The organism is Aliiglaciecola sp. LCG003 (assembly GCF_030316135.1).
In the GTDB taxonomy this organism is placed as follows: domain Bacteria; phylum Pseudomonadota; class Gammaproteobacteria; order Enterobacterales; family Alteromonadaceae; genus Aliiglaciecola.
Window position 1 is genome coordinate 744,707 of record NZ_CP128185.1, and the last position, 13,929, is coordinate 758,635.

Genomic DNA, 13,929 nt, shown 5'->3' on the forward strand with positions numbered 1-13,929 from the left:
ACAGGTAAAATCGCCCGCTCAAACGATAACAGATTAAGTCATTAGCAATAAGTTGAATAAATGAATCCTAAAATTGAATTGTTAGCACCTGGTGGTGATGTTGACGCAATTAAAGCGGCAATTATAGCAGGCGCTGATGCGGTATATTGTGGTTTAGATAGCTTTAATGCCCGTAACCGCGCGTCAAATATCTCCTTTGACGAACTTGTTGGTGTGATTCGTTTAGCTCATCATTATCAATGCCAAATATTCTTAACCCTGAATATCGTTATTTTAGAGCGGGAATTTAAATCCCTTACCAAGCTACTCAATAAACTTGCCAATACCACCTTGGATGGCGTGATTGTGCAAGATATCGGTATGCTCTACGTTCTAAAGAAGTACTTTCCGACACTCGACATTCACGCATCAACCCAGTTAACCACCCATAATGTAGGGCAGATCCCTTTCCTTAAACAACTTGGGGTTTCACGGGTTAACCTATCTCGTGAATTGAGCCTAAAAGAAATCACCACTATGGCCACGGCGGGTCATCAGCATGATGTGTTAACTGAAGTATTTGTGCACGGCTCATTGTGCGTAGCTTTTTCAGGCTTGTGCTATTCGACCTCTGCCAGTGCCGGTAATTCAGGTAATCGTGGTCGATGCAGCCAAGCGTGTCGTGAAGAGTACGAAACCACGCCTTCAGGCAATAACTTTCCACTGAATATCAAAGACAACTCGGCCTTTTTTGATTTACCTGCGTTGATTGATGCCGGTGTGCATTCGTTTAAAATTGAAGGTCGGATTAAAGGGGCTAGTTATGTTCACACCGTGGTCGATAGCTTTAGAAAACAGATCGATGGCTTCCTAGAAACAGGTGAGCTTACCCAAGACGGTGAACGCTTATATAAAGTGTTTAATCGTGATTTCTCCAACGCGTTTTTACGTGGCGATTTAAATCAATCAATGTTTATAGAAAATCCCCGTGATAATTCTAAGAAGCATGCAATTGAGGCCAGCAACGCTATTTCGGTTGTACAAATTCATCAGGTTGAAAAAGACTTAAATCAACAAAAAGGCCAGATAGCGGCGTCGGTGTTTGACAAAATCAAGCACTTACGTATTGATAAACCCAGTCTGAAACTGGTCTTCTCAGGGGATGACGGATTACCTCTCACGTTAACTGTTATAACCGAAAACACCTTAGCTTTGGGAGCTGAAGCAGCTGAGAATACCTTTGTGGTGCAATCAACAGACTTGCTAACTAAAACTGACAAAGCTCCATTAAGCTTAGCGGATATTGAAAAACGCTTTAAAAGTTTGAATAACGTAGCGTTTAACTTAACCATGCTAGATACAGATCAGCTCGCCGACAACGTCAGTATTTCATTTAAAGCACTGACGATAATGAAAAATGAAGTGGCCTTGGTGTTAAACCATGGTCACAAAGCGGTGCCAGAAGTGTTGCTTCCCAAATTAGAGCAATACGTAAAGCTGCCCCCCAAAAAAGCCAATACTCGGGCCAATTTATCGTTATTAATTTGCGATGAAGCGGATCTGCATCTGGCTGATATTACCGATGCAGATATATACTTCAAATTGCCTGATGCATACAAGCGTGGCTGCACTAAATACGTAGGTTTCTTACTCGACAATCCGCGCTTAATCCCTTGGTTTCCACCGGTATTAATTGGCAAAGATTTTGATGTTGCGTTGAATATTTTAGAACAGGTTAAACCTGAGCTCATAGTCACTAACAATACCGGTATTGCTCACCGTGCCTATGAACTTGGCATAAAGTGGATTGCAGGTCCGTTCTTAAATACAACTAACACCTATGCATTGCTAGCCATGCAAGAAGAATTTAATTGCAGCGGCGCTTTTATATCAAATGAAATTAACCGACAGCAAATCAGAAGTATTGCTCGGCCGAATAATTTCAAAATGCTGTACAGCATTTACCATCCCATTTTATTGATGGCCAGCAGACAATGCTTCTTTCAACAAAGTGTTGGCTGTGAAAAGCCGCGGATAGATAATGGCTGCATGCTCTCGTGTGACAAATCCACAAGCATTACCAACCTAAAAGGCGATTCTTTTGCCATTGATAAACAAAAAGCCGGTTATCCAAGTATCTATAATCAAGATCAGTTTTTGAATACCGAGATCATTGATGATCTAGCGGATTTGTTTGACGACTTTATGATTGATTTAACCAATATTGGAGCCGGAGATAAACACCGTCCCGACAAGGCACTACTCATTGCTCAGTTTGAACAGATACTGCATAGCGACGCAAGCAAAGGCAATGAATTGAGTTCAATGGTGAATGAGAAGCTCAATACTATGGTCCCTGAGTCCACTAACGTCCAATACCATAACGGTTTATAGTACTTCAGAAAGTGACTTATGCGGCATAGTCGCATTACAAGAATGAAAGGCTATAGTTGATTAGTCAGCGGCATTGCTAGGGTTGGCAAGAACCTCCCGGCTATGCTTGCAGATTGTTGTTGACCGATGACGGTCATACCCACATGTTGATAAAACTCTTGCGCATTTGGGTCACTTTGCACCTCCAGAGCTAATCCTCCCAGACGGGAAGCCGAGTGTTTTGCGTGTTCAAATAACGCTCGGCCAATTCCCTGACCAATATAACAGGGCTCTACGAATAGCGCTTCTAACAATATTTTTGGCTGTTGAAACTGTTCTAGTTTATAAAAGCCTGCAAGTTTTCCACCTATCTCTACAACGTTATAGACAGACTCTTTATCCTCTATTTGTGCTGGAGTGTGTGATAGCTCATCCCTACAAGTATCCATAAAATCTGACGTATAGCCCCAAAGCGCTTTAGAGCGAAATGCTAACTCGGTTAAACACTGCGCTTCACTAGGATAAGCGCTACGGATATGATTCATAAGAGTCCCCTTTTTGTTTTGTCGGCAGTTTTGTTCTTTTATAATTTCTGCTCATTTAGGGAGTTGATTTTTGCATGAGTATTTTACTTTTATAAAGTTGATTTAATGTCTATGGTTAATGCTGAAATCGCACATTTTCAATTTTTAATAGTCAGTCTAATACCGCTCTTAAGGATTTATATAATGGAATTAGGACAATTTTCAGTAAGTTTAGCAGTAAAAGATATCGCCAAATCAAAAGCATTTTATGAAGTACTCGGTTTTGAGGCACACAAAGAATGTGGTGGCATTGAAGACAAGTGGTTGATTATGCAAAAAGGCACCACAGTTATCGGTTTATTTGAAGGCATGTTCGACAGTAATATTTTGACTTTCAATCCAACTGATGTGCGTGCAATTGAGGCGCAAATTAAGCAAAATGGATTTCCCATTATCAACGAAACTAATGGTGACTCGGGGCCTACACATTTTGTACTTGAAGATCCTGATGGCAACCGAATTATGTTTGATCAATTCTAGGATTTGAAAGTGGTTTTAGGAGCAATCGATTTTGAATGATAGTTTAACCTGTTGGAAGTGTGGTGCGGGTTTAGGCAATGTGATTTTACCCATGTCACGCCGTGAAGAGTGCCCACAATGCGCTGCCGACCAGCACGTCTGCAAGATGTGTGAAGAGTATGATGGCAAGGGTGGCTGCAATGAACCAAGAGCAGAGCAGGTCAGTGACACCGAGAAAGCCAATTTCTGTGATTACTTTTCACCATCAGGCAAACACTTCAATGTCGTCACCAATCAAAAAGCGTTAGATGCCAAAGCACAACTTGCTGCATTATTTGGTGAAGAGCTAGCCCCCAAACTAACTGACAATGCCGAAAGTCTGACACCGACAGAACTTGCCGAGAAAAAACTACGAGAGATGCTCGGTGGCTGATAGAACAAGCAGATCGATCAAGAGCGATCAAGAGGGTCAGAGTCTGAGGGATCCCCACGAATATTCAATCATTAAAATTGTCTGCTATCATAGTTCTGATATTTAATACCGCAGTTTCAAATTGCTCGCTGAGCAATTTTAAATGCTTATCTACGAAGCCTCTCAATCCTAAATAGTGAAACGATAATACTCGTCTAACCTTAACTGTGTTCGCTTGATAGCGACGGTGTAAACCAGCCGTGAACATTGCTAGACCTATAATGTTGGCCAGAATACTGGCAAGTGTAGCGATAAGGATGAGTACTGCAATGCGGTGTATACATCGGCTTTTATGGTGTTCAAAACCCAATCCAAATAAACTGCTTTTGATATCTCTAAACTCTTCTTCAATTTGCATACGCAGTCGATAAATAGCGACTATTTTTTTACCTAAACTTTTGGTGCGAGGAAGTGATGTGGCAATTAACCAAGGGTCTGTAGCACCTCTTGCATGGACCTTGGAACACTTAGATTGGCGGGCAATGTTATGTTGCGTTAAGCTATGTCGGCCTTTGCTTTTTCCTTTAAATAACACCAAGGTACATGCTAAAGGTTGGCTGCGGCAAATATGGCTAGTAAACCCTATAGGTTGACTGGTAGCTCGCTTATATAACTCAGAGGTATGCTCCCAGTCTTCTTTTTGATTAACATACATCATAGGCTTGCGGACTCTTCCTGCAAAGTCCCACCCCAGAGCAATGACCTCTTTAAACCAAGGGGTTTTATAGCCAGCATCTGTCACAATTATCGGTTTAGCATCGTCATCGATAATCGTCTTTAATTTTGCTAAAAACGCCTTGTGCGTGCACCGTTTTTCTTTCGTGCTCATATCATGAACTTCTTGATAAATAGCCACTCCTCGGCCATTAAAAGCTACCGAAGCCCTTAGCAAAAAACAGCCTTTATGCGTATCTAAGTCAGACCAGTCAATCAGAATAATAGGGCGTGATGAAGCATTCGTATATTGCGTATAGATGGCTTGATAGATAGGTAATTGTTCATTAATAATGTGTTTATTAGACAACAAGCGGTCCGCTTGTTTAATGCGATGTTTTTCATATGCTGAAGATGAAATACCGCGTCCCATGCTGGTAACACTGGCTTTAGCTCCATTTAGCAAACTGCTCACACAACTCGTTAATGACGCTCGTCTAACTTTATGCATTTTGGGCGTGACAGCTCTAAGGAACTTCTTCAAAATAACAACTTCATTCATGGTATTAGTCTTTAGTGATGTTTGGCGATTGATCTGATCACCAAGTACCGTGAATGTTCCAAATTATTTTAAATTACTTCTCTGTTTATTTCGTGGGGATACCTCAGGGTCAGAGTAACTTGAAACTGCGGATTGGAATGTGCCCCAATTCACCTTGAGGTCCGCCAAGTGCCTTATGGTAATAACCCCAGTTAACACTTGGCATCGGTGCTCATTCGCTATCTGAGTTATCCTTGTTATCTCCGCCAGCCCAGGTTTTACTCAAGAGATGCATGGCTGCAGCAACTCTATTTATCGGTCTGATCAAATCACTGGTGTCAGACTGTTGAACATCCAGTTTAATCGCCTCTAATGAATTGGCCATATGTGCGAGTTGCTTGACTGCCTGATGAGTAGGATCGCCTTCAATATTTAGCGATTTTTTGCCACTAAAGGTACTGCAAATTTGCTCCCATCTTGCTTGCTGATCAGCACTCATCGTGCCTCGGAGCTGAGCCAGTTTAAGTAAATTTTCTTCAGCGCCAGAAGTAAGGGTTTGTGCCTCGCCTGTATAATGGTCACCAATCAATTGCATCAATTCAGCATGATTCATCACCGCAGAGACCTTTTCTGCCATCTTGTTCATATTGCGGTAACTTCCCTGCAATTTGAACGGGGGCTCAACGCGATAGTCTTCAGCAGTCGCGGCTGATTCAATGTATTGAAGGTTTACATCAAGAATTACCTGCTGAATGGCAAACAGATGTTTAAGTACGCTAGTAATTTCATTAATTTCAGCGCCACTATATTGGTGAGACAAGTCGGTTGCGGCCACGTCCTCGCCCTGCGCCATTTGGATCAACTTGTAGGTGTCTTGCATATCTCGTAAGGCAAGGGGAGCAAGCACGGCGTTAGAGGTTAAGCTATTCTCGATATAACTCAGTGCAAACTGATATTCTTTGCCGCCAAGCACATCACCTAAATTATAGATATCTGCTCGGTTGGCGAGCATATCAGGTACTTTAAAGACATCGCCTGATTCGGTGTAAGGGTTCCCCGCCATAACTACGCAAAACTTTTTACCGCGCATGTCATAGGTTTTACTCTGACCCTTGTAAACGCCCTCTATGCGACGGGTGCCATCACATAATGAGATGAATTTTTGCAGAAACTCTGGGTGGGTATGTTGGATATCGTCAAGATACAGCATGACGTTATTGCCCATCTCCAAGCCTAGATTGAGCTTTTCTAATTCTTGTTTGGCTGTGGCGTTGGGCGCATTTTGCGGATCCAGTGAGCTCACATCATGACCTAGTGAAGGGCAATTTATCTTCATGAAAATTAAGCCTAGTCGATCAGCCACATATTCCATTAAGGTGGTTTTACCGTAGCCCGGCGGTGAGATCAGTAAAAGCAAACCCATTAAATCGGTGCGTTTTGAATCGCCAACCGTGCCCATTTGTTTGGCCAGATTGTCACCGATAAGCGGTAAATACACATCATCAATAAGTTTATTTCGCACGAAAGAGCTCAGCGGTTTGGCCGCATAGGCATCAAGTTGCAGCTCTTTTTTGCTGGCTTGCATAAACTGTTGACGCAGTGTCTGGTAGCGTTTGAAATTAGCGACATCATGGTAGTGATAGTGACTTAAGCGTTGGTTGAACTCGTCCAGCGATACCTGTAATTCACCATTATGAATACGTTTGTGCTCACTGAGTAAACCTTCAACTTTGGCTTCTAGGACCACGGTGCTTTGTAGCAGCGGAATGATATCAGCACAAATAGTCAGTGCGGCCGCTTCTGCAATATAATGGGCTTGTGCAGTTGATTGAGAATCAGGGAGCTGTTGATGAGTTATTGCTTGTAGCCACGCCGTGGCCAATTGCCATTGTTCTTTAATCCCCGATAAGGATAAATCCTGTTGGGACTTTGACTGATCAAGCAGGGCGGCAAACTGGCCCATGGTGGTTTGGAAATCTCTGTCGTGACCCAATTCATCCAATTGACGTTGCAACGACTGGCACAAATCATTGGCGGCACTGCTACAAACAAAAGCAAATTTAACTTGGGCCAATTCAAGGGAAAGGTAGTCGGCACTTTGTTGTATATCATTCGCACTAAAATCTAGACCGGCCAGTTTCACAAACTGGCTTAAACGCAGATGTAGATTTTCCAGTAATTGCTCAAATCCCTGACGACTTCCCATGGCGTTGGATAACAGTTGTGCACTAAATGCGTGGCTCTTCCAAATTTTTTGCTGGTGTGTGTCTGTAGCTTGTTGATCAAACGCCCAAAACAACATGGCTAAGGCACGATGCTTGGGCGCAAATCTTAACAGTCCAGCTTGTTGATGAATGGGTAACAGTGCTTGCAGCAGTTTAACTGCGTCGTGATCATGCACACCTTTTTCGTAACCCTCTTGGTAACCTTGGGTCATATATTGACGAACGATATCTGTTAGCGCTTTCGGATCATCTGCTGCGTTGTATAAAGACCTCAATGACAGCCCATTATGTTGTTGTTGCGCATCGTTGATGATAATTGAGGTTAAAAACTCGGTACGGCAAACCAGACTATTTTCTGAGACTAAATTCTGCTGCCAGTAGGACTTTAATTGATTGAGTTGCTCATCTTCTACGTGTTCGAAAAAGTCGGTGCCCACGAGGTGGCGATACAAGCCATCCTCTTTGGGAAGCAAGGTTAAATCTAGTGCTTGTCGATTGACACTAAATTTATGTTTTCCCAACTTGATGACAGCGCCGCCATCTTCAAAGATATCCTGCTTGTCCCGTAAGCTGCGAATACCTTGCTCTTTGGCAGACTTTAATTGTGCCTCTAAATCGTCGGCACGCAAAGGATCATTAATTTTACGTAGTTGCCCTGCAAGCTCGGCCACTTTTTGGACCATAGGGTCGGATGCAAAATAGGTGTTCAGCTCGTCTGTTTGGTTAAAGGAGTTTGCCCTTCGAGCGATACCTTTAATGATGCGCTGTGCGGCGCTGAACATATTCTGCGCCCGTCGCTGCTGATCTTCTAATAAGCTTTGCTTACGACTTTCAAACGCACTGTGCAATTCCTCTCGCTTGGCCATAATATCGTCAAGGAACTCGTCATACTCGCTGAACTTAGACTCAAGCTCCTGTAATTGGATCATCAATCGGGACAGTTGTTCATCAGCTTTGTCTGGCGTATCAGCCATAGCCAGCGCACTGTTGATACTTTGGGTAAATAATCGAAACTGAGCGGCAAACTCCGCCACCGCTTCACCGGAACCTAGCTGCTTATATCTTTGTCGGCCTTGGGCTTTAACTTGATTCAGCTTGGCATAAATTTCAGAGATATCGTCGAGTATTTGGGTACGTATGGTGGCATCATCAACCTTCAAACCATTCAATATCTCGGTCAACAAATCCAGTCCCAAAGAGAGGCGTTCCAGTGTTTCTATCAAAGGCGTGATTTCCACTACCAGAGTCACATCGGCAATCTGCTGCTCTAAAGCCGAAATCTTATCATGATAGGGTTGTAACGCTTTGTCACTAGATAGGAAGGTTACCGTAGCCGTACTGACTGTATCGAATTGCTCGCCTACTTGTTTGTCCATTAGCTCAATGGCGTCAAGGTTAATATAGCGTTGGTCTTTGAGGCTGATTAAATGGCCTCGTTGTTGGCGCAGTGCCGTTAAGCAGGCAACGTATTGTTCGGGCGACTGCCAATCACTTATTTTCACACTACTTAATACTTCTTGTTGCTTGATTTGAGCTTGCGATAAGGCTTTCTGCGCCTGTTGACGAATTTGCTCCACTTTCTCAAATTCATCAATTACCAGCTCAGCGGTGCTAGTGATTTGTTTGACGCTGTCAGCAAGCTGCTGTAAATCGGCTTCACTCATCCAAAAGTAACTATCAAATAGCCTGTGACAGCTTTTAATTAAATCTTCATACAGATTTCGGTTGGGGTTGCTATTGCTGGCCGCGCGATATATTGCGGTGAGCTCAGATATACCCCTGACTAACTCTTTATTGCCTATACGACTATAAAAATTATCCGAAGAGGGTTGTTTGGCTGCATGCTCTTCGCTGAAAAAAGGAGTTTGCCAAATTTGCATCGGATGTATTCGAGTGGCTTCATCTTCGGCATTAAATATAACCGCGGTGCCATCTTCAAACAGACTATAACCATGGGCATAAATTGGATTTTGCAAAGATTTGTTGATCAAATTATAGGAGTACAACCCCGATAGTCCGGATTCGGGTTCATAAAATACAAACATTACATCTTCGCCATTGGGGGAGCGGATGGTGCGTTTATAGGTTAATCCATCGATTTGATCCGGGAAGGATTTACTCTCGCCATTTTGCAGGTAATAGCCGCCTGGGAAAATAATCCCATGGTCTTCTGGCAATGAAACGCAGGCCAAACCTATGGTGTCGATACGTTCGACAGTCTTGCTACGCGTATTAAACACCAAGTAACGATACTGCTTTTCTCGGTAGGGCTGAATTTTCAATAAGATTAAGCTGCCAACTTTGGCATATTGCACATCTGCATCGGCTAAGCTTTGGGTGGAATCTTCAACGGGCTCGCTAAAAACCCCTAATCCATCTTCCGTATTGTTTTCAATTTTAACCGTCAGGTTGCCACTGATAGTTTCGACAAAAACCTCATCCAATATATTAATATGTGGATGACTGCCAGATACGTGTTGTTCTCGCGATGTTGCCAACCACTGAAAGTCGTGGGAAGGAGCATGTTTTACCGCCCGTTCACCACGGTTGTCGATATATTTTGCTTGTCCGTTTTTTTCCAGACGCCATTGAAATACCCGTACATCTTCCAGCTTGCGGCCTATTTGAAACACCGCGAATAGGGTTTGATTCTGAATCTTTAGTTGGCTAAGTCTAGCTTCCTTGTAATAAACGTAGAGCTCTTGAAACTCCTTTACGAATTGATTATCGTCCAGAAAGCTACCCTGGATCGATTGGGGCGCTAGTTCAAACCCACAGTCGTGGGCCTGATCAGATTGCTCGAGTGTATAAAGACTAAATACATCCTCAACCTTGGTTTCCTTTTTCAAACCAATAAAGACGTTATAACCAAATAACAATGAGCGACCTACGGGTACGATGTCGCGGGCGATACAATTGTTTTCGGTGCGCACTCTAACGCGGTCAAGCACATTCATTTGTGTTTGACCGAACTCTTCTACTCGGTTGGAGTTTAACTTGTCTACATGGGTCTTCAGGTCTTTAGCTTGTGACAGCAGCCGCCCTTGAATTACTTCATAGGCGCCGCCTTCGGCCACTGCTTTGTCGACTTGATTGCTTCCATCAGCCATATTTATATCCTTCTCAATCGGTGCTCGGGTGAGCACCGTTAGAGTTATTCAGAGCAAAAATCAACTAGTCGGCAGGATTGCTTTTGTTAGCAATATTGCCTTTTTGACTCATCGCTTGTCCAAGTAACTCCATCAACTGAGGATTGTCACCACCTTCCTTAAGAAATTTTGCCACTAGCGCGGTAATCGCAGTATCTTTAGCACTGCCTGAGGCGCTACCAAATCCAGCCACAAGTTGTTTGGCATCTTCGACAAAGCTGGCGTCACCATTGAAATGATCTTTGAATGCCGTGCGTAAGGTTTCACTCTTACCAATGGCTCCATCAATGGATTTACCCACTGATAATGACTTGATGAAACTGTCTAAATAGCTAGTATCACCACCGACAATATCAATGTTGGCTTCTTTGAGGGCTTCAGATAGCACCAAGGCTTGTTGCTTGGCAATCTCTACATTAGTGGTAATTGATTCCATGGCTTCTTCATGATGCTTATCAAGACGCATACGGAACTCTTCATGATCACGTTGTTGCTCAGACATGGTGCTCATTGCTGCAAACTTCTTGGTCATACCATCGGCTTCAGCAGCGGCTTTCTTGGCGAGTACTTCTGCTTCTGCCACACCGGTTTTTTCTAATGCATCGGCCAATGACTCTTGCACGCGAACATCAGCCATACCTTCTTGCTCTTTAGCGGCCGCTTTTGCTTCCATAACTCTTGCTTCCGCAAGACCTGCAGCCGCCTCAAGTGCTTCTTTACCTTCTGCGTCTTTGCGGCTGGCTAAGGCGCGCTTCTCGGCAACCTCTAGATCGGCTTGTGCGGTGATAGATTTTTCTTTGGCTAAATGCGTGGCCGATTTCTCAGCGGCTTCGGCTGCTTTGATATCTTTCACGAGGGCTTCTTCAGCTTGGGCTTCCGCTGCAATCACCTGCGACTTCTTGCTGCGGTCAGCTTCAGAAACGACTCGTAGTTCTTTGATTTCTTCTTCACGTTGCGCCACGGTTTTATCTACTTCAATTCGTGTGCGTATTACTTCTGCGATTTCTCGCTTTTCATGCTCAAGTAGTTTTTCGTTGGCAATCCGTTGTAAGGATGCTTCTTTTTGGCGATCAATTTGTTCCAGCTCTCTGGCTCGAATTACTCGTTCCTCTTCAATGGCTACTGCTCGCAAGCGATTGTTCTCAGCCACTTCAATTTCACGTTGTTTATTTTGTTCCTGTACCTGAATTTCCTGTTCGGCTTGCACTCTCGCTTGCTCAGCTTTTAAGTGTTCTTCATGCTGTACCCGCTCAGTCTCAGCCTTTTCACGGGCTACAACAGTCTGCACTTCTCGGGCTTGTTTGGCTTCGGCATCTGCCTGTTGACGCTCAAGCTCAAGGATCGCTTCACGGGTCTCAACATCTTTGCGCTTTATTTTCATTTCTTCATCACGACGAAACACGTTGGTCTGTATATGTTGTTCCGCAGTCAGTTGAGTAATTTTACGGATACCTTGAGAATCTAGAATATTATTCGGGTCTAGTTTGCTTAGCGGGGTTTGTTCTAGATAATCAATGGCTACATCTTCAAGTACATAACCATTCAAATCGGTGCCAATATTGTCAATAATCATGTCGCGAAAGTTATCGCGTTTGGCGTACAACTCTTCAAACTCTAAAGACTTACCGACGGTCTTCAGGGCTTCGGAGAATTTAGCATTGAACAAGTCTTCCAGTGTGGCTGGATTGGACGCGCGTTCACACCCTATGGCTTGTGCAACTTTGAGCACATCATCCCGGTTCTTATTGACTCGAACAAAGAAACCAACTTTGATATCAGCTCGGATATTGTCTTTGCAAATCAAACCGTCTGAGCCGCTACGATCGACTTCAATCGTTTTGAGGGAGATATCCATAATTTCCATTTTATGGAAAACCGGCACGACTACGCCACCGGTGAATGTGACTTTAGGCTCCGCATTCATGGTGTTGACTATCATTGCTTTACCTTGCTCGACCTTTTTATATAGGCGGGCAAGCATTAACACAACGCCGATGAACAGCACAAAAATGCCTACCGCGAGTGAGATCCAAAAAACAGTGTTGGGACTCATAAGATTACTCCGTTAATACAAATTCTGGTTTTGACACGGTTAAAATACAACTGTGACGGGTTGATATAGGTAGTTAATTATTCAGTGGTAGTGATGATGATGACATTGCCATCAATTCAGTTTCACTGACTACTATGTAGGTGTCAGTGATCTTGTCAAAATCAATTAGCGCAATACGCGAGCCTTTCAGCATGTCGTTTGGTTCTTGGGCGCGTACACTCAAGGTTTGCCCGTCTGGGGTAACAGCCTGACCAAAGCTACTAGTAACCTTTTGAGTCGTAAGAATGCATATCAAACCAATCATTTCATCTTTATTGGCCCCTTCATAGGTTACAAAAAATCGACGTAGAGGTTTAATACTTAATGCGGCTAAGGGGAGCGCGATAACTAGCGAAACCAGAGCCAAAATTCCGCCAATAGCGGTGGCGGATAAAACGCCATCAAACAGAGGCGCTAAGTATTTTCGCAATAAATAAACCAACGCAAAAGCATAGATATCGATGATGGTTAAGGCTACAGTCAGCGGTACACCGTCCAACCCTAAAGATTCCAAAAAAGATGAACCTGTCGCATCGGCTTTGACGTTTGAACTGGCATCAGCATCAACATCAGGACTCATATCGAATATTTCTATATCTACAAGGCCGGCAAATGCTAATAACCAAAATAGCATTAGTACAATCAGTGGAATAGTGAAAATAAGGGTAGGGAAACTAAAAATTTCTGACAGAAAAACATCCATTTCTACGTACTCCTAAGGTCTGGCAAACTACATTTTGAAACCAAACTAACTTATCGAAATTACAAAATTTTAACCTGAAAGTCAATCAAAAGCCCTTCTCGTTAGGTCTAGTTTACTTTCTTCATTGGAATTTATAAGCTTCCATTATACTGATTTTATAGATTAACCTGGAATCGCCTAAATGACCGTTAAATTACAATTATTGCTTGTGCTGAGCTTGCTGGTGAATAGTGCTTTGTTAAAGGCTCAGGAGCATGGTGTGGACTCTACTTTAAATCAGTTCCATCAGGCAGCCAGTGAAGCTGATGCCGTGAGGTACTTTTCGTTACTGGCAGATAATGCGGTTTTTATCGGTACTGATGCAACTGAACGTTGGGATAAAGCCGCGTTTGAACGCTTTGCTAAGCCATATTTTGACGCCGGTAAAGGCTGGACTTATCAGCCTAGAGATAGACATATTAGCTTTTCCAGTGATAACAAAGTGGCTTGGTTCGATGAATTATTGGACAGTAAAAGTTATGGCGAATGCCGCGGAACAGGTGTACTAGTGCTGACCCCAACAGGCTGGAAGATAACTCAGTATCACTTAACCATTCCAATTCCTAATACGCTGGCTAAGCAAGTAGTGACTTTGATTAAGCAGGGCAATTAAATTCTTGCATTTAAACAGAGATGTTATACTATAACGTACCGTTTGC

Annotated in this window: 9 protein-coding genes; 4 read left to right on the forward strand and 5 right to left on the reverse strand. The window is 43.3% G+C overall.

The genetic code is table 11. The annotated features are described in order from the left end of the window. Window positions 1-60: 60 nt before the first annotated feature. On the forward strand, window positions 61-2,373 hold the full coding sequence (locus tag QR722_RS03155) for a peptidase U32 family protein (protein WP_286285301.1): 2,313 nt from the start codon (window positions 61-63) through the stop codon (window positions 2,371-2,373). A gap of 50 nt (window positions 2,374-2,423) precedes the next feature. Here QR722_RS03155 and QR722_RS03160 read toward each other — a convergent pair whose 3' ends face one another. Further along, complete coding sequence (locus tag QR722_RS03160) at window positions 2,424-2,897, reverse strand: GNAT family N-acetyltransferase (RefSeq protein WP_286285302.1); 474 nt, start codon at window positions 2,895-2,897, stop codon at window positions 2,424-2,426. Window positions 2,898-3,080: 183 nt separating this feature from the next. Between QR722_RS03160 and QR722_RS03165 the strand changes: the two genes are divergently transcribed. Both QR722_RS03165 and QR722_RS03170 read left to right on the forward strand, forming a co-directional pair. Beyond that, complete coding sequence (locus QR722_RS03165) at window positions 3,081-3,416, forward strand: VOC family protein (protein ID WP_286285303.1); 336 nt, start codon at window positions 3,081-3,083, stop codon at window positions 3,414-3,416. Between the two features lie 31 nt (window positions 3,417-3,447). Further along, window positions 3,448-3,828, forward strand: a complete 381-nt coding sequence (locus tag QR722_RS03170; RefSeq protein WP_286285304.1) for a hypothetical protein — start codon at window positions 3,448-3,450, stop codon at window positions 3,826-3,828. Window positions 3,829-3,892: 64 nt separating this feature from the next. Here QR722_RS03170 and QR722_RS03175 read toward each other — a convergent pair whose 3' ends face one another. The 4 genes from QR722_RS03175 to QR722_RS03190 all read right to left on the reverse strand — a co-directional run bounded on the left by QR722_RS03175 (window position 3,893) and on the right by QR722_RS03190 (window position 13,231). Continuing rightward, window positions 3,893-5,083, reverse strand: coding sequence for an IS4 family transposase (locus QR722_RS03175; protein ID WP_286283031.1), 1,191 nt, complete (start codon window positions 5,081-5,083; stop codon window positions 3,893-3,895). Window positions 5,084-5,294: 211 nt separating this feature from the next. Beyond that, entirely contained in the window at window positions 5,295-10,397 is a 5,103-nt protein-coding gene (locus tag QR722_RS03180) for a DNA repair ATPase (protein WP_286285305.1), read from the reverse strand. 64 nt (window positions 10,398-10,461) lie between these two features. Continuing rightward, a complete protein-coding gene (locus QR722_RS03185; RefSeq protein ID WP_286285306.1) occupies window positions 10,462-12,489 on the reverse strand; it encodes a flotillin family protein in 2,028 nt (675 codons plus the stop codon). A gap of 73 nt (window positions 12,490-12,562) precedes the next feature. After that, window positions 12,563-13,231 (reverse strand): OB-fold-containig protein, encoded by a 669-nt coding sequence (locus tag QR722_RS03190; RefSeq protein ID WP_286285307.1) that lies wholly within the window; start codon window positions 13,229-13,231, stop codon window positions 12,563-12,565. Between the two features lie 181 nt (window positions 13,232-13,412). Here QR722_RS03190 and QR722_RS03195 point away from each other — a divergent pair, with 181 nt between their 5' ends. Further along, window positions 13,413-13,883: a nuclear transport factor 2 family protein gene (locus tag QR722_RS03195; RefSeq protein WP_286285308.1), complete on the forward strand. Its 471-nt coding sequence runs from the start codon at window positions 13,413-13,415 to the stop codon at window positions 13,881-13,883. The last annotated feature ends 46 nt before the right edge of the window (window positions 13,884-13,929 follow it).